Annotated in this window: 15 protein-coding genes; 12 read left to right on the forward strand and 3 right to left on the reverse strand. The window is 40.6% G+C overall.

Features of this window, described 5'->3' with window-relative positions; genetic code table 11:
- Positions 1 to 71: 71 nt before the first annotated feature.
- Together M3600_RS17450 and M3600_RS17455 are read right to left on the reverse strand one after the other, a co-directional pair.
- Positions 72 to 1,481, reverse strand: coding sequence for a M20 family metallopeptidase (locus M3600_RS17450; RefSeq protein ID WP_251646879.1), 1,410 nt, complete (start codon positions 1,479 to 1,481; stop codon positions 72 to 74).
- 186 nt (positions 1,482 to 1,667) lie between these two features.
- The gene (locus M3600_RS17455) at positions 1,668 to 1,805 is read right to left on the reverse strand and encodes a hypothetical protein (protein WP_251646880.1); all 138 of its coding nucleotides are present in this window, start codon (positions 1,803 to 1,805) and stop codon (positions 1,668 to 1,670) included.
- A gap of 229 nt (positions 1,806 to 2,034) precedes the next feature.
- Between M3600_RS17455 and M3600_RS17460 the strand changes: the two genes are divergently transcribed.
- The 3 genes from M3600_RS17460 (at position 2,035) to M3600_RS17470 (ending at position 3,806) form a co-directional block, all read left to right on the forward strand.
- Positions 2,035 to 2,361 carry a MerR family transcriptional regulator gene (locus M3600_RS17460; protein WP_144455070.1) on the forward strand — a complete coding sequence of 109 codons (327 nt, stop codon included), beginning with the start codon at positions 2,035 to 2,037 and terminating at the stop codon, positions 2,359 to 2,361.
- 209 nt (positions 2,362 to 2,570) lie between these two features.
- On the forward strand, positions 2,571 to 3,335 hold the full coding sequence (locus tag M3600_RS17465) for a threonine/serine exporter family protein (protein ID WP_233315999.1): 765 nt from the start codon (positions 2,571 to 2,573) through the stop codon (positions 3,333 to 3,335).
- 15 nt (positions 3,336 to 3,350) lie between these two features.
- Positions 3,351 to 3,806 carry a threonine/serine exporter family protein gene (locus M3600_RS17470; protein WP_233315998.1) on the forward strand — a complete coding sequence of 152 codons (456 nt, stop codon included), beginning with the start codon at positions 3,351 to 3,353 and terminating at the stop codon, positions 3,804 to 3,806.
- A 152-nt stretch (positions 3,807 to 3,958) separates the two neighbouring features.
- Here M3600_RS17470 and M3600_RS17475 read toward each other — a convergent pair whose 3' ends face one another.
- Positions 3,959 to 4,714, reverse strand: coding sequence for a MurR/RpiR family transcriptional regulator (locus tag M3600_RS17475; protein WP_233316156.1), 756 nt, complete (start codon positions 4,712 to 4,714; stop codon positions 3,959 to 3,961).
- Positions 4,715 to 4,825: 111 nt separating this feature from the next.
- Here M3600_RS17475 and M3600_RS17480 point away from each other — a divergent pair, with 111 nt between their 5' ends.
- The 9 genes from M3600_RS17480 (at position 4,826) to M3600_RS17520 (ending at position 17,134) form a co-directional block, all read left to right on the forward strand.
- A complete protein-coding gene (locus M3600_RS17480) occupies positions 4,826 to 6,163 on the forward strand; it encodes a 6-phospho-beta-glucosidase (RefSeq protein ID WP_233315997.1) in 1,338 nt (445 codons plus the stop codon).
- Positions 6,164 to 6,447: 284 nt separating this feature from the next.
- Complete coding sequence (locus M3600_RS17485; protein ID WP_233315996.1) at positions 6,448 to 6,741, forward strand: WXG100 family type VII secretion target; 294 nt, start codon at positions 6,448 to 6,450, stop codon at positions 6,739 to 6,741.
- A gap of 168 nt (positions 6,742 to 6,909) precedes the next feature.
- Positions 6,910 to 7,149: an ESX secretion system protein YukD gene (yukD, locus tag M3600_RS17490; RefSeq protein WP_233315995.1), complete on the forward strand. Its 240-nt coding sequence runs from the start codon at positions 6,910 to 6,912 to the stop codon at positions 7,147 to 7,149.
- A 14-nt stretch (positions 7,150 to 7,163) separates the two neighbouring features.
- A complete protein-coding gene (gene essB / locus M3600_RS17495; RefSeq protein ID WP_233315994.1) occupies positions 7,164 to 8,327 on the forward strand; it encodes a type VII secretion protein EssB in 1,164 nt (387 codons plus the stop codon).
- A 44-nt stretch (positions 8,328 to 8,371) separates the two neighbouring features.
- Positions 8,372 to 12,838, forward strand: coding sequence for a type VII secretion protein EssC (gene essC, locus M3600_RS17500; protein ID WP_251646881.1), 4,467 nt, complete (start codon positions 8,372 to 8,374; stop codon positions 12,836 to 12,838).
- Positions 12,838 to 15,945: a type VII secretion protein EsaA gene (gene esaA / locus M3600_RS17505; RefSeq protein ID WP_251646882.1), complete on the forward strand. Its 3,108-nt coding sequence runs from the start codon at positions 12,838 to 12,840 to the stop codon at positions 15,943 to 15,945. Before essC ends, esaA begins: the two co-directional genes overlap by 1 nt.
- Positions 15,932 to 16,441: a type VII secretion protein EssA gene (gene essA / locus M3600_RS17510; RefSeq protein ID WP_251646883.1), complete on the forward strand. Its 510-nt coding sequence runs from the start codon at positions 15,932 to 15,934 to the stop codon at positions 16,439 to 16,441. Before esaA ends, essA begins: the two co-directional genes overlap by 14 nt.
- 2 nt (positions 16,442 to 16,443) lie before the next feature.
- Positions 16,444 to 16,869, forward strand: coding sequence for a YwqH-like family protein (locus M3600_RS17515; RefSeq protein WP_233315990.1), 426 nt, complete (start codon positions 16,444 to 16,446; stop codon positions 16,867 to 16,869).
- A gap of 1 nt (position 16,870) precedes the next feature.
- On the forward strand, positions 16,871 to 17,134 hold the full coding sequence (locus tag M3600_RS17520; RefSeq protein ID WP_233315989.1) for a YwqI/YxiC family protein: 264 nt from the start codon (positions 16,871 to 16,873) through the stop codon (positions 17,132 to 17,134).

Below are 17,134 nucleotides of genomic sequence, written 5' to 3' on the forward strand. Positions count from 1 at the left end.
TACTGTTGCAGCTGCAGTTTTAAAAAGATATTGCCTAAAACCTACGAAAGAGGCTCAGGCAATATTTGTAACTATCTCGCAGCAGCTGGCTGTACCTCATCAGGGATAGGGCAGACATAGCCTTTTTCTCCAACTGTTTGCTGCAGCTCCTTTTTCGCTTCTATAAGTAGTTCCGGATCTTTAAGCAGTTTAGCTGCAGTAAGGAAAAGGATTTTTGCAACCTGTAAGGTTCCTTTATGAGCGCTGCTTGATTTTCCTTGTGCTGTTAACTGCCAAGTATGAAAGGGAGTTCCGATTGCGCAAGTTGTAACATTGCATTGAGCTGTTGGTGTAACCCAGCTGACATCGGAAACATCAGTAGAGCCTGGCATGAGTGACATTGATTGTTCGTAAGCAAGGACATCCTCGAACAAGGGATTATCCCCTCTGTTCATACTTAAAGGTTTATATGCTTCTGTTAGCATCTCATCAGTAAGGGTGGCTTGAATCTCTGTCGCAAACTGCTTTTCGGCAGCAGTGAATTTTGTCGGCCCGACTTCAAGCATTGCTTCTTGCATCACTAAATTAAGCGTGTTGTTCGGGATATAGTTGGAGCAGGCCTTATCTATAACAACCTCCATTTCTGTGCCAGTCATTAAGGCAGCTCCCTTTGCGACATCTTTCACTCGTTCAAATAAATCTATCACCGTATCTGTTTTAGGAGCGCGGATTAAATAGAGGACCTCTGCAAAGCCTTGTACAACATTTGGGGACAAACCGCCTGAGTTAGTGATGGCATAATGAATACGAGCCTGGTCAATTATATGTTCTCTCATATAATTAGATCCAATATTCATCAGCTCTACTGCGTCAAGCGCACTTCTTCCTAAGTGAGGAGAGCCAGCAGCATGTGCGCTTTTGCCTTTGAAACGGAAGTAAACTTGAATATTCGCTAAGGAGCTGGTGTTCATTACAAAGGTGATGTCATTTGGATGCCATGTTAATGCACAATCAACATCATCAAATGCTCCCGCTCTGACCATGAATGTTTTGCCTGAACCGCCTTCTTCTCCAGGGCAGCCATAATAACGAATGGTGCAAGGAATATTGTTTTCGGCCACATAATTTTTCAATCCAACAGCAGCAGCCATGGCTCCTGTGCCTAGAAGGTTATGACCGCAGCCGTGGCCATTGCCGTTTGGAATAAGAGGACATTCCCTCGCGGTTCCATCTGCCTGACTTAAGCCTGATAAAGCATCAAATTCACCAAGGAAAGCGAAAACTGGCGTGCCTGAACCAAATTCGGCCATAAAGGCGGTCTCCATGCCGCCGATCTTTTCGTGAATTGTAAATCCTTCCCCTTGAATAGCTGTCTTCAAATAAGAAGCGGAGGCGAACTCCTCAAACCTTGTTTCAGGATGATCCCAGATATAATCGCTTATTGTGCTCCACTTGGCCTTTGTTTCCTCTAAGTATTCTGTAATCCAAAATAAGTTGCTCATCTGTAATCCTCCTCTTAAAAATAAAAAAATTAAAAAAATTTTGACATTTACTTGCAGTTGTTGCTTCCATCCATTAAAATAACGTTAGATTTCCTAACATTCAAAGGGTAGGTTAATGGCAAAAATGCAAAAATCCACCACAAGCTAAAAGTATAAGGAAGCTGCTTGCGATGGATTGTATCTATTTTAACTATTTTGGATAATACGAAGAATATCATGGGCGTTATCGCCAGCAACTGCTGCGAAGTCTTCCCATACCTCATCACGAAGAAGGTCAATCTCGACAGTTTTTTTTGCTAATTCGATTGCTTCTTTGCTGATCATTGCAAATAGCTCCTTTCAGTAAAAAATTTTACGTTCTCTCCTGATGACCAACTATACATAAATATTTTAAAAGAATTTTATGCAAAAAACAGCTATATTGTCAGGTATTCTTACCTATTTTTTGAATTTTGCGTTAGATTTTATAACAGGATACGATAAAAATCTGAATACTCGTATTATAATTACAGTTAATGAGAGAAATTATTACTTCATGAGGTGAGATGATAATATGGATCATGAGCCATCCTACAAAAAAAGGAAAGTTATCACGATTGGTGTTGTTAGTGAGCTGACTGGGTTAACAGAAAGGCAAATTCGCTATTATGAACAACGAAAGCTTATTTTCCCGGAAAGACCTGAACGGGGGAACCGGAAGTATTCATTTTCAGATGTAGAGCGCTTAATTGAAATTGCCAACAAGCGGGAAGAAGGAGTAAGAACCCATGAAATACGTCAGGAAATAATTAAAAAAACCCGTGAAGAAGAAGAGCGCAAAATAAAAAAACAAATGTTACGCGGCCAAATCAATGCGCGGTTTGGCATTCAAAAAGACTGAAAACAAAACGAGAAAATTCATCCACTTCGAAAATTGTCCCCTTCATAATATTTACATTCCCAAGTGAAAGTCCTTTTTTAAAGGACTTTTTGTTATGTTTGCAAACAGGAGTTGTACTTCTTCTATTGATTATAGGTGAACATGTCCTTTAAACTGATAATGGTAATTTCTTTTAACAGCTAAGAATGTTTATATATTGGAGAGTTGGCATGGACTATATATCCAAAGAAAAAACGTATGAAATAATTGAGGTTTGCTTGCTTGCTGGAAGAATTATGCTCAAAAATGGAGCAGAAACATATCGGGTGGAAGACACGATGACCCGCATAGCCAAAGCGTATGGAGTGGAGGATTCAGACAGCTTTGTTACACCTACTGGTATTATCTTTTCTTTAGAAGGGCGTGAGCCGACAAAGACAAAGCTGATTCGGATTATTGACAGAACAACAAATCTGGAAAAGGTTCTGAAGGTAAATGATATATCGCGAAAAATCAGCTCCGGCTATATCTCTTTGCAAGAGGCATATCATCTATTGAAAGAGATTGATAAAGAAGGCCCAACCTATACAGTTTGGGTGCAGTTTGTTGCTGCGGCAATAGCAAGCGGCTGTTTCTTAATAATGTTCCAAGGAATCTGGAAGGATTTCTTAGCGGCTGTGATTGCAGGCGGAGCAGGGTTTTTATGTTCTGTTTATTTCCATCGAGTGGTGCAAATTAAGTTTTTTGCAGAATTCCTGGCATCGGTGCTCGTTGGATTGATTGCTTTTGGAGCTGTTTATATAGGGTTTGGTGCAGAAACAGACAAAATCATTATCGGTTCGGTTATGCCCCTTGTTCCAGGGTTGCTGATAACTAATGCAGTCAGAGATTTAATGGCAGGTCATTTAGTTTCAGGCATCTCTAAAGGAGCAGAGGCCTTTTTGACAGCTTTTGCGATTGGATCTGGAATTGCTGTTGTGTTTGTAGTATTTTAAGGAGAAATTTATATTATGTGGGAATTATTAGAACAAGCAGTTACAAGCTTTATTGCATCATTTGCCTTTGCGATGATTTTTCACACACCACAACATTTGCTTGTGAGATGCGGGTTTGTCGGCATGTGTGGCTGGGTCGCATATTGGGGCGCGGTCTATGTAAATATAGATGAAGTTCCTGCGACAATCATTGGTGCATTTCTTGTTGCAGTGATGAGTCAAGTATTTGCAAGATGGTATAAAACACCGGTTATTATTTTTACAGTAGCTGGGATCATTCCCCTTGTACCTGGTGGAATGGCTTATAATGCCATGCGACACTTTGTGGAGAATGACTATTATAACGCAGTCAGCCTTGCTGCCAAAGCGTTTCTCTTATCAGGGTCGATTGCAATCGGATTGATGTTCTCAGAAGTGATAAATCAGTTGTTATATAAAAGAAAAACAAGAAAAAGCAATGGAAGCATATAAATGAGTGCTTATCATTGCTTTTTTTATGTAACAGGTTGTTCCTATAAAGTAACAAGTTCCATTCGGTGTGACTAAGTACTAAATCTGGAAGATGTATTTACTATCATGAGCGTGCATTGTAACTTATAGATGTAAAGCAAAAGGGAGCAATGCTATTTCCCTTCATCCCTGTTGATTAAGGAGGATTGCATATAGTCGAAAGTCTCTTTTCCTAACCGTTCAATTAAAAACATGACTGGTATTTGAGTCGTTAAATTGACATTTCCCAAATATTCTGTCGTTATATAATACGCCAGGTTGTAATCAGACATTTTGGCCAGTGAGCTGTCAGAATGATTTGTCAAACTTACAATGATGCTGCCGTCCTGCTTAAGGCGGTCCAGCTTTTCCATTGTTGACTTAGATTCGCCTGACACAGACAGCACGATTGTGACACTGTCAGTTATGTAGTGACTGTAAATTGGGAAATACGGATCTTTAATATGAAGAGAAAATTTCTTGAGACCGGAGAAGAACCTTGCACCATATTCTGCAATGACGCCAGAGGTTCCTGCACCGATAAAAATAACGATTTTTGCTTTAGCGATAACTTCGGCTATTTCTTTAATTTTAGATTCATAGTTTGCTGAAAGCGTTCTTTCTACGAAATCGGAAACAGTTGTATATGTATTGTTAAGCCGATATGTTTCTTCCTCTGCAAGATGATTTTTCAGCTGCACCTTGAATTCAGTAAAGCCGTCAAAACCAAGCTTTTTGCAAAAACGAAGTATGGTGGTTGTGGAGACATGCGTTTCATTTGCGAGTTCTCGTATTCTCATATAGGTTACTTCCCGAGAATTCTTCATAATGTAATTGTAAAGCTCATATTCAAGATCGGAAAAAGATTGAATCTGCTCATTTGTAAACATGTTAAACACATCCATTAAATAGATTTACTCCAACTTAGATAATCTTATTATAACATCAACTAAAATTGAAAAGGGTTACACACCTAAAAATAAGAAAAGGGGCGTTTCTATATGAGCAACGGAATTAAAATTGTAACGATTGGCGGAGGTTCCAGCTACACACCTGAGCTTGTTGAAGGATTCATTAAAAGATATGATTCACTGCCGGTTCGCGAGCTATGGCTTGTTGATATTCCTGAAGGACAAGAAAAATTAGAAATCGTAGGTAATTTAGCGAAGCGTATGGTGAAAAAGGCTGGTTTACCAATAGAGGTTCATTTGACTCTTGACCGCAGAGAAGCCTTAAAAGATGCCGATTTCGTTACAACTCAATTTCGTGTCGGCTTGCTTGCAGCAAGAGCGAAGGACGAAAGAATTCCTTTGAAATACAATGTAATTGGACAAGAGACAAACGGTCCTGGCGGCCTTTTCAAAGGCTTACGCACAATCCCTGTCATCCTTGACATTGTTAAAGATATGGAAGAGCTTTGTCCAAATGCTTGGCTGATCAACTTCACGAACCCTGCAGGAATGGTAACAGAAGCAGTGCTTCGTCACAGCAATTGGAGAAAAATCGTCGGTCTTTGTAACGTGCCGATTTCTATCCAAATGAGTGTAGCCAAGCTGTTGGAAGTAGAACCTGAGCGAGTTCGCGTTGATTTTGCAGGACTTAACCACATGGTATACGGCCTGCATGTGTATCTTGACGGAAAAGAAGTTACAAAAGAAGTGCTGGAAGAAATGACTTCAGGCAAGCATGCAAGTGCGACAATGCGTAATATTGCAGCAATTGACTGGGATCCAGACTTCATTAAAGCGTTGGGAGCAATCCCGTGCGGCTACCACCGTTACTACTACAAGCAAGCACAAATGCTTGAGCATGAGCATGAGGAAGCAGCAGAGCAAGGAACAAGAGCAGAAGTTGTACAAAAGCTGGAAAAAGAGCTGTTTGAATTATACAAAGATGAAAATCTTTCTATTAAACCGCCACAGCTTGAAAAACGCGGAGGTGCATACTACAGCGATGCAGCCTGCAGCTTGATCGACTCCATGTACAACGATAAGCGCGATATCCAGCCTGTTAATACAATTAATAACGGTGCAATTGCCAGCATTCCTGATGAATCAGCTGTAGAAATCAGCAGTGTTATCACAAAAGACGGCCCTAAACCAATCTCTATTGGTGACCTTCCTGTACCTGTCAGAGGCTTAGTACAGCAAATTAAGTCCTTTGAAAGAGTGGCAGCAGAAGCAGCGGTAACAGGCGACTACAATACAGCATTGCTTGCGATGACAATCAACCCGTTATTGCCTTCTGATAAAGTGGCGAAAGAAATTCTGAATGAAATGCTTGAAGCACATAAAGAGCATTTGCCGCAATTCTTTAAAGAAGATAAAGTTTTATCATAATCAGGAACAACGAATGTGAGAGGAGTGTCATTGTTGACACTCCTCTTTTTGTAGAAAAACAAAAAAGAACTATATTACTAGATTTTAGTGTTGAAAAAAGGGAGAATATGTCCTATTTACTATAATATTCATAGGAAAATAAATGCATTTATGGTCAAAAGTTCGTTTTATCCTTTATTTGGATATTAAAATGTGGTAATTAATATATAGATGTTTGTTTTCCATTAGCTACATAGTTATAAAGAATGATAGCTAAAATTTTTTTGAAAAAGGAGAGAGGAAACATGGCAGGAATCATTCGAGTAACCCCTGAAGAGCTTATTAGCATGTCAAACCGTTATGCAAACGAGGGAAGTCAAGTTGGTGAACAAGTCACTCGTTTGGATCAAATGATCCAAGAATTGGAAAGCATTTGGGAAGGTCAATCAAGCCAAGCGTTCAGTGAGCAATACCAATCACTTCGCCCTTCATTCCTTAAAATGCAGCAATTGCTAGAGGATATCTCCTCACAATTGAACAGCACAGCTAAAGCGCTTGAGGATGCTGATGCTCAAATCGCTAACCAAATTCGCGGCTAAGTGTCTGAACTTAATATCGTTAGAGCTTCTTCATGATTTGCATCATGATGGGTGACGAAATAGCGGATGTGGCTTTTTAAAAGCCGTGTGTATTTTAATAAATGAACTAAACCCTAGGAGGAGCGCTTTTTTTATGGAGCGCTCCTTTACGTTTTGAGGTGGAAAATAATGTATATAGAAGTAACGGTCGATTTGCAGAAATACAATCGAAACAAAATCGACTTACGCTTATCTGACTATTACACAATAAAAAAGCTAATCGATTTATCATGGCAGGTTTCTGATATAGAAACTCTTCCACGATCAGGTTATTGGGTGCGTGTGAAAAATAAACAAAAGGTATTCCCGGGAAATCAACGGCTAACAGATGCAGGAATTACTACGGGAGATATTATTGAAATTTTATGAGGGTGGTATAGAAGATGCCTCAAGCTGAACGTACATACTTAGAAAAAAAGTTGGATGCGATAATCAAAAAAGACAAAAATCGTATTACGTTTATCTTTCAAATTGAAAAGATAAAGATGGATGATAAGAGTGAAGTGTTAATTCTTAAGGATATAGAAAGTCAGCTTCCTAAAGAAATTAATGTAGAGGAGGATGCTCTTCAAATACAGATTGATATTCCCAGCTCCTATCAATATGGTACCTCTATTCAAGGGCTTTCGCACAAGGACAGATTAAAAATAATCTATCAATTGATTCATAAAGTAAAAGATCATCGCATCTCAAGGCTGCATCTTTTCATCAGTCCCGAGAACATTGTGGTGGATCAAGGCTTGACCCCTTATTTCCTGCATTATGGAGTGAAAGAAAGTCTGCCTCCTTACGAAAGAGATGAGGTTGAGCTGTGGCAAGAGCTGAAGGCGCTGGCTGCTTCTTGGGTCGATGTCTCCCGTTCATTTGAGCAATACCTGCAATATGAGAAGACTTTGGAGCTGAGTGAAGACAGCAAAAGGGTGCTTGAGGCCGAGTCTGTTGAAGAGCTGTTAACAGTAATCGACGAGTTTATAAGGAAGGATAGGGAGTCTGCATCTCTGTATATAGAAGTGACAAAAAAGAAATGGAAATGGTTCCGTAATAGTTTGATTGCTGTGAGTGTTCTGCTTGTACCAGCCATTATATATTCCTTTTATTCTATCTTTTTTCTGCAGCCGAAGCAGTCCAAGATTATACTTGCACAAGAACAATTTCTAACCAGTTCCTACAGTGACGTAATTAATACACTTCAGCCTTATAAAATCGATGACTTGCCTAAGGTTGCTAAATATGAACTGGCAACAGCTTATATTTCAAATGAAAACCTGACAGATGAGCAAAAACAATTTGTCCGCAATACCGTCACCCTGCAATCTGATACTAAGTATTTAGATTATTGGATCCAGATTGGCAGAGGAGAAGGGGAAGAAGCACTGAAAACGGCAAGATTTCTAGAGGAGACAGATCTTATTGTCTTTGCCCTTATTAATTACCGGGAAAATATTTCTGCAGATGAATCGATGGACAGCGAGGAACGTCAGCAAAAAATCGATGAAATTGATCGGGAGATTAAGGAATACCAGCAAGAAGAAGACAGTGAAACTTAATCGTTTATCGTCATTACGTCAGCGATTAAAGAGGAGATAACAAGATGTACACATTATTTGTATTTCATGATGATACATACGAAAAGGCTCATCTGAAAAAGGATGACGAGCTAACCATCGGAACAGCAGTTGATGATGATATTACTTTAACCGCAGCAAACATAATAAGCCAGTTAACAGTAACAGTCGACAAAAATGGGAATGCCTTCTGTCAGGTTGGCAAGGAAACAGTCCAGTTAGAGGAACAAATGCAGCATTCTGTAAATACAGGGACTTTATTTATTAAGTTGTTTCTAACAAGGAATCTACCTGAAACCACCTATTATATTGGTAATCGTAAGGAAATCCGTTTTGCAGCGAATGGAGATGAAGGAAAGAGCGCGTCGGAATACTGGCTGCTAGAGAAACAGGACGAGTTGTCAGCAGGCTTTATGCTCGATTTATATGACAAACCGTCTGTAAAGAAAGGGGAAGCCAACTTATATCTTAATGGCCATTTGCTGGCTGCAGACAGTGAATTGGAATTAGGCGATATCCTCTTCTGGAATGGTATGGAAATTACATATTTGGAGGAAGACCTACTTGCTGTTACGAGTGCAAAGGAATTTGGCACAGAGTTGGAGGCAATTAAACCTCATCAGTCTGAAATGAAAAAACGTTATCCTTTATACAGACGAACACCGAGGATGGTATATGAGCTTCCAAAGGAGAAAGTTCAACTCACATTTCCAGGACAAGAGGCACAGCATACGAAGCGCCCACTATGGCTGATTATCCTGCCGCCATTAATGATGCTTATCGTAATGGGAATTGTAGCGCTGTTCATTCCTAGAGGAATATTTATCGTCGTTTCTCTTGTGATGTTTGCAACTACTTTATTTACATCTACCTTCCAGTATTTTAAAGATAAAGCAAACCGCAAGGAATGGGAGCTAAGAAGACGGCGTATTTATTCTAATTATTTGGAAGAGAAACGGGAAGAGCTTCATCTGCTGTCTGAAAAGCAGCGTGAAGTGCTTCACTATCATTTTCCATCCTTTGAACGAATGAAATATATGGTCTCAGAAGTATCAGACAGAATATGGGAGCGAACATTAACAAGTCAGGATTTCCTGCAGTTCCGCATTGGAACAGGTAAAGTGCCGGCCAGCTACAAAATCGATGTAAGCTCACAGGATATGTCCAACAGGGAAATGGATGAGCTCATGGAAGCGTCAAAGCGTCTTGAGAAAACCTATCAGGAGCTTGATCCGCTACCAATCACTGTCGATCTGTCAAAGGGTGCAATTGGATTAATCGGAAAGGAAGCAGTACTTAAAAGGGAGCTTCACCAACTGATTGGTCAACTGGCATTCTTCCACAGCTATCATGATGTCCGCTTCATCTTTATTTTTGATGAAAAGGAATACAGCACATGGGAGTGGATGAAATGGCTGCCTCATTTTCAGCTGCCTAATTCCCATGCAAAGGGCATGATTTATAACGAAAGCACGAGAGACCAGCTTCTGAGCTCGATATATGAAATGATTCGGGAAAGAGACTTAGAGGAGGATAAAGAAAAGCTGTTATTCTCCCCGCACTATATTTTTATCATTGCTAACCAGCAGCTTATATCAGAGCATGTCATCCTAGAATATTTAGAGGGTGAGTACAAGCAGCTTGGCATCTCTGTCATCTTTGCTTCAGAAGCAAAGGAAAGCTTTTCTGATAATATCCATACGCTTGTCCGCTATATTAACACCTCTCAAGGAGATATCCTGATGCAGGATAAAAAGGCAGTCGAAATTCCGTTCAGCCTTGATACCCATCAGTATGAAAATAATGAGTATTTTGCGAGGATGCTAAGGACGCTGAACCATCAGGTCGGTGTGACAAACTCTATTCCAGAGAGTGTATCCTTCTTAGAAATGCTGCAATTTAAAGATGTTAAAGATATACCAATCGAGGAGTACTGGCATAATAACCAATCAGCAAAATCGCTAGCAGTACCAATCGGTCTTAAAGGGAAAACAGATCTTGTCAGATTGAACCTTCATGAAAAAGCACACGGTCCGCATGGATTATTAGCAGGAACTACTGGGTCTGGTAAAAGTGAATTCTTGCAGACATACATCTTGTCATTAGCTGTGCACTTCCATCCCCATGAGGTTGCCTTCCTGCTGATTGACTATAAAGGTGGGGGAATGGCTCAGCCATTTAAGAATATGCCCCATCTGCTTGGCACTATCACCAATATTGAAGGAAGCAAAAACTTCAGCCAGCGCGCACTTGCTTCTATCAAGAGTGAGCTCAAGCGGCGCCAGCGTCTGTTTGACCAATATGAGGTGAATCATATTAATGATTATACTCGTCTGCATAAACAAAATAAGATTGCTGAACCGCTGCCGCATCTCTTCCTTATTTCTGACGAGTTTGCAGAATTAAAGAGCGAACAGCCTGAATTCATTCAAGAACTGGTCAGTGCTGCCAGAATTGGACGAAGCCTTGGTGTCCATCTTATTCTCGCAACACAAAAGCCAGGCGGCATTATTGACGCGCAAATCTGGAGTAATGCCCGCTTCCGCATTGCCTTAAAAGTGCAAAATGCTGAGGACAGCAGAGAAATCTTGAAAAACGGAGATGCTGCCGGTATTACAGTGACAGGAAGAGGCTATTTGCAGGTTGGCAATAACGAGGTATACGAGCTGTTCCAATCTGCATGGAGCGGAGCAGCCTATAACGATGAAGCCTCACTTAATGAGGATGAGGTTGCTCTTGTTACAGATTTAGGACTAGTGCCTTTATCGGAGCTTTCCTCACAGGATACAACAGGAAAAGATTCGGTAACAGAGATGGAAGCAATTGTTGAAGAGATTGAAGCAGTTCATCAAAAATTAGGTCTTATCAAAATCGCTAGTCCATGGCTGCCGCCTTTATCACCGCGCATCTACAGACCAGATATCGCCCAAGAGAAAGAAGCGAAGAAGGTCTTGTTGGCAATGGTTGATGAGCCTGAGAAACAAAGTCAGTCTTCATATACATATGAATGGATGGAGGATGGCAATGTCGGAGTCTTCGGATCTTCAGGCTATGGAAAAACACAGACAATGATTACCTTGCTGATGGGAATTGCTGCCGATGCAAGCCCGGAAGAAGCCCATTTCTATTTGCTTGATTTCGGTAACGGCGGTTTGCTGCCATTAAGGCAGCTCCCGCATTCGGCAGATTATTTCTTGATGGATGAGCAGCGCAAAACGAATAAATTCGTTGCCATTATTAAAAGTGAGATGGCGAAGCGAAAGAGACTGTTCCAACAAATGGAGGTAAGCTCCATTAAGATGTACAACACTCTTTCGGCAGATCCGCTGCCATTATGGTTTATTGTCATTGATAACTATGATGTTGTGAAAGATGAAATGCATGACTTTGAGACCCAGATGAATCAATTTGCAAGGGATGGACAATCGCTGGGCATCTATATGATTTTCAGTGCAACGAGAGTTAATTCTATTCGTCAGACATTAATGAACAATCTTAGAACGAAAATTGTCCATTATTTGATGGACAACACGGAAGCTTATTCCATATTAGGCAGGGTGCCGTTTGAGCCTGAACCGATTCCAGGCCGGGCAATTATTAAAAAGGATTCTGCCTTTTTCTCTCAAGTTGTTCTGCCAAACATCGGAATGGATGAATATGAGCAGCTGCGATTGCTGAAAGAAGACATTGATGCTTTAAAACAGAAGTATATGGAATGTGATAAGCCGAAAGCAGTGCCAATGCTGCCTTCTGAACTGAATAATAAACAGTTCTACTTGTATGTAAAGGAGCAGCAGCAAGGCTTAATTCCAATTGGATTGGAAGAGGAGCTTGTCGAGCCTGTCAGCATAAACTTTGCCAAGACCAATCATTGCTTAATTTTAGGTCAAGCGCAAAAAGGCAAAACAAATGCCATGCAGCTTATTTTAAATGAGGCGCTTAATCAGACGACCGAAAAGCCTGCCATCTTTGATTCTATTGACAGAAGCCTGTCACATGTTGGAGATAAGGATGAGGTCAGCTTTATCGATAACAAGGAAATGATTGCTGCTTGGATAGACAATGTTGAGAACATTTTAAAGCAGAGGGAATCAGATTATGCAGAGGCTGTGCAAAGCGGCAGGATGCCAGAGAAGCACCCGCATATCTATATGTTTATTGATGGATACGGAAGGTTTTTACAGCAAGTCGATAACCGCATTCAAGAAAATATTGTTCGACTTATGAAGAATTACAGCCATCTTGGTTTCCATATCGTTGTATCTGGAACAAACAATGAGCTGACCAAAGGCTATGACCCGCTGACATTAGAGTTGAAGCAAGTCCGCCAGGCACTTGTCTTAATGAAGAAGTCAGAGCAGACCTTATTTACCCTCGCTTATGACAGACAAGAGCAGGAAGTGCAGCCAGGGTTCGGCTATTATGTGGAAAATGGTAAAGAAAAGAGAATCCAGATTCCGTTGATGTTAGTGGAAAGGAAGGTGAGCCTATAGTGAAGGGCTTTCCTATATGGAAGATAATTATCGCATTAGTTGTCATTATTGGTTCCCCATTGCTGTTTTTTAAGGCAATTGGGGAAAATCCCCTTAAAGAGAAGGAGAACGCAACAAAATCAATTGCTATTGTAAACGAAGATGTTGGCGTACAAGGGGAGCAAGAAATTCGTTTAGGCGAAAGTGCTGCAAGTATTTTGGCAAAAGACTCTGCATATAACTGGAGTGTTGTTGGCAGAAGCGCCGGCGAAAGCGGGCTGCGCAACAATAAATATGATGCTGTCATTTATATTCCATCAGACTTTTCGAAGAAAGTAATGGATTATGAGAGTGAGAACCCAGCCAAGGTGACATTTGATTATAAGTTGCAAGCACAATTAAATGCTGTCAATACAGAGAAGGTAAAGCTGGAAATTGAAAAAGCAACAAAGCGGACAAATCAGCGCGTATCTTCTTTATATTGGAGCTATGTCGCGACAGACATGAATTCTGTTAAGAAGGAATTCGACCAAATCCTGCAAAAGGAGCTTGATTTCCAAACTACGATGCTTGCCTTTTATAAGCCGAGCTCAAAGGATTTAACAGATCAGATAAAAGAACAGCAAACGATGCTAAACAATATTAAGAACTCCTTCGGGCAAGTTGCTGATCAAGGGACAGATCAGGCAGCTTCAGCTGATTCCTTTTCAGAGGACTTAACAGGTTTTGTTGATAATGTGAAAGCATATGAACAATATCAACAGGAGCAACAAAAGCTTCTTGCAAGCATTCAAGAGGATGCGGTTGCCAATATTAGCACAGCGACAGAAAACCAAAAGTCGCCGTATTTGCAGACACAAAACTTGTTAAATGAGAATGAACAAACAGTATTGCAGCAAATGGCCGACTTGAACACTTCTCTGCAGACAAATGAAAGCCTGCTTCTAGAAACAAAGCAAGAGCGAGTTGATACAGTCGGAAGCCAGCTGCTTTCCTATAATCAATATCAAAGCAATCTTTTAGACTATTATCAGCAGTTAGTTGATACGAAAACACTTAACTCCTTGCAGACTAAAATAGTAGCTTCAAAACAAGGTTTATCAGATGGAGAAGAAGTGCTGCTGCCAGAGGCTCCGCCGGAAAACCCGGTAGTGCCAGAGGAAATGACGGACGATGATGTTACAGAAGATCCAGGAACAGAGCCTGATGAAGGCACAGAAGAAGAGGGAGCAGATAGTGATAAGCCAGCTGATGACAGCGGTGAAAACTCATCTGCCACAATTGAGCAAGACGGAACGAACGGAAACGAGCAAACAGGTGAAGAACAGGAACAACAGCCTGGAGGTTCGAATGAAGCAGGTAGTGAACAAAAGGAATTAGAAGATATCCATGCTGCTTTGCAAAGCCTTGAGGAACAATTGGCAAGCATGGCAGGCAGCACCTCTAGCGAAGAAGTGGCAAAGGCTGTTGAACAGCTGAAGGCTATTAATGAGCGTGTGCTGAAAGTGAGCGAAAGTCTAAAGACAAGCGGTGATAATCAGCAAGGTTATGTTAAAGGACTGCTTTCACAAATTGCCGAACTAACAAATCAGCTCACCAATAACGCAACAAGCTTAACAGAGCTGGAAACGAAGAATGAAGACTTAAATAAACAACTCGAAGAGCTGACGAAGCAAAAAGAAAGATTAATAGAGTACGCAGAGGATTTAACAGAGGTAAATGACGAGCTGAGAGACCAGCTTTCCCAATACGCTGATAATATGACCGCAATATTGGATGTGATTGAAGAAAAGGAACAGTCTATATTATCATCTGAAGCTCTTTCCGGAGAGCGTAAACAGGAGCTTGAGAGCTGGTTTGATAAAGATATGGAGACAGGCAAAGTGGTAGATCTCCTTTATTACTATGCGTTCTTAAACGAGTATGAAGGCACATTGTCAAGCATGCTCGGTCAGAATCCAGCAAAAGAAGAAGTTATGGCAAATGAAGATTTCCTTAAACAAATTCAAGCTATCTTCCAAGTAACAGATGAAGAAGCCAGCTATTGGAATCAGCTGGAGCAGGAAACACCAACAATGCGTGACGGTTTAACTGCATTAAACGATAGATTTACTTTGTTTATGGCAGATTACAAGAAAACAATGGATGAAAATCAAAGCATTCTTTTAGACAGCTTTACTTCCATGCAAGAGGATGCGAGCAAACTAATGGAGCAAATTCAGCAGCCGGTTCAAAACGAGGCTGGCAATTTAAGTGCCGAAGCAAAGGGAACTGGAGTTGCAACGAGCTACAAGCTTATTCAAGAGCAAATGAGCTCCTTCCACAATGGGCTCAAGGAAGCAAGCGAAAGTCAGGATACCATTATTGATTACACCAATGATTTACATCAAGAGGTTTCTGCTGTTCAGACAGATGCAGATGTGCTGAACAATAAATGGTCAACAAATGTTAAGTCAACACAGCTAATAAGAGATGACGTCTTCTCCGTGCTTGGCAATGCTTTTGTTGACGATCAATCGAATGGTGTTGTTTATGACTTCCTTTCAAGTCCGCTGCAGCTGACTGCAGGAACTTCTGAAAAGGTTGAAACAAACACAGTGCCGCCGGTAGTTGTGCTGTTTATCGTTTTATTAAGCAGTCTGTTAATCGGTTATACAACCTACTATTTCAACAGCCTGCCATATTGGGTAAGAGCAGCACTATTCCTGCTCGTCAACACCCTTGTCGGCTTTATCATCAGCCTTTACGGTCTGAAAATATATCAGCTGGCAGAGCAGGCCACAATGGAATGGACGGTGTTCACTATCTTATTGCTAATGGTAAGCTCAGGCATAATTACTGTAGCATTTTCACTGCACCGCCTTGCCGGTCTGTTTGTAACAGCAGGTATGGTTGCTTTGTATGTCACACCATTGCTGGCATTGAGCACACCTAACTTTAAATTTACTGATCCGATGAGCAATGTATATATTTCCATTCAGTACAGCACTGAATCATTATTTGCTCCGGCTGCTATCATCCTGGTGTTTGCACTGCTTCTTCTTATCGTTCTGCAGGTGCTGATTGAACGATTTAAAGGTTCCTCCAGCAGCTTAGAGCATGAGGTGGGAGCTAATGAAACGATGTAAATGGATTATATATCTGGTTATTTGTTTTATGGGAATAAATGTTTATTTTTACAATGAAGCTGTGAAAAAAGCATATGCAGAGACAAATACAAATATTGATGAATTGGCACCAAATGATTATGAAGGTAAATCAACTGACAAAAATACAGACTTACTTGATGAGGATGCTTCCTCATCAAGTAAGTCTGAAATTCCAGAAGAACAAAAGCAGCTCATATTTGACGGCAAAAAGACCTTTTCTGCTGATGATGTCAAAGAGAAGCTATTCCAAAAAGCAGCCACAAATAAGATTGAACAGAATGCAGAACAGCTTGGATTGTTTGCAGGTGATGATGAAATAAGGCAAGCGGGAGTATCAGAAGAAACATTGACTGATACCACCTCCTCTTTATCCTTATTTTTAGGCATTTTGATTGCTGTCTGCATCACTTTGCTTGGCATCGTTTTAACTGTTTTCTATCGGACAGCAAAACAAGGGGAAAGAAAGGGGCAATAATTATGAGTCTTTCTAGTATACTCGCAAACCTAGGCGGCGATGTAAGCGGCAAAATAGATAATATTGAACGAAAAATTAAAAGGTTAAGATCAGCTAAAAATAAAGTGGCGAATGAGCAGGATGCAATGCTCGAAGAAATCAGACAGCTGAAAAAGCCTGATTTAGACAAAAACTGGGTTGGCAAAAGAGCAGATGAGTTTGACGGAAAGCGGGAAGATGTGTATCAGACGATGAGTGATATTGGGAACAGGGAATATGAATATTACCAAAGCTCAATCGAAAATAAAATCAACTTCCTGGAAATAGAAAAAGCCAGTCTCCATGGTATCGGGGTCCTTGTTTCTGAAGCAAACAAACTATTGGACCGCGGAGAAGAAATGGTTGAGGATGTCAAAGGCAAAATATCTGAAATTAGAAGGATGTTGTGATATGGCTACGATTAAACTAAACCATGCAAATGCAATCAGCAAACTAAGCAATGCAGAACAGGCGGTGCACAATCTTGATATGAGCAGTGCACCGACAAGCAAGCTGAAGGATAACAAGCTTGATTTCACTTCAGAATGGAAAGAAAGAGAAGAACGAATCGAGAACTTGATAGAGGAATACAAAAAGATTGTTCTAAAGAATGTGGCCGATACGAAGGATAATATTGATGCATTGAAGGAACAAGATGAAGCGATAACCAGGTAA

It is taken from the genome of Niallia sp. MER 6, assembly GCF_023714395.1.
Classification (GTDB): domain Bacteria; phylum Bacillota; class Bacilli; order Bacillales; family Cytobacillaceae; genus Niallia.

Coding starts and splice junctions, on each gene's coding strand:
- essC (WP_251646881.1), top strand. CDS start 8,372: ATGTACACATTATTTGTATTTCATGATGATACATACGAAAAGGCTCAT.
- essA (WP_251646883.1), top strand. CDS start 15,932: ATGAAACGATGTAAATGGATTATATATCTGGTTATTTGTTTTATGGGA.
- M3600_RS17450 (WP_251646879.1), bottom strand. CDS start 1,481: ATGAGCAACTTATTTTGGATTACAGAATACTTAGAGGAAACAAAGGCC.
- M3600_RS17515 (WP_233315990.1), top strand. CDS start 16,444: ATGAGTCTTTCTAGTATACTCGCAAACCTAGGCGGCGATGTAAGCGGC.
- M3600_RS17520 (WP_233315989.1), top strand. CDS start 16,871: ATGGCTACGATTAAACTAAACCATGCAAATGCAATCAGCAAACTAAGC.
- M3600_RS17465 (WP_233315999.1), top strand. CDS start 2,571: ATGGACTATATATCCAAAGAAAAAACGTATGAAATAATTGAGGTTTGC.
- M3600_RS17475 (WP_233316156.1), bottom strand. CDS start 4,714: ATGTTTACAAATGAGCAGATTCAATCTTTTTCCGATCTTGAATATGAG.
- essB (WP_233315994.1), top strand. CDS start 7,164: ATGCCTCAAGCTGAACGTACATACTTAGAAAAAAAGTTGGATGCGATA.
- M3600_RS17480 (WP_233315997.1), top strand. CDS start 4,826: ATGAGCAACGGAATTAAAATTGTAACGATTGGCGGAGGTTCCAGCTAC.
- yukD (WP_233315995.1), top strand. CDS start 6,910: ATGTATATAGAAGTAACGGTCGATTTGCAGAAATACAATCGAAACAAA.
- M3600_RS17460 (WP_144455070.1), top strand. CDS start 2,035: ATGGATCATGAGCCATCCTACAAAAAAAGGAAAGTTATCACGATTGGT.
- M3600_RS17485 (WP_233315996.1), top strand. CDS start 6,448: ATGGCAGGAATCATTCGAGTAACCCCTGAAGAGCTTATTAGCATGTCA.
- M3600_RS17455 (WP_251646880.1), bottom strand. CDS start 1,805: ATGATCAGCAAAGAAGCAATCGAATTAGCAAAAAAAACTGTCGAGATT.
- M3600_RS17470 (WP_233315998.1), top strand. CDS start 3,351: ATGTGGGAATTATTAGAACAAGCAGTTACAAGCTTTATTGCATCATTT.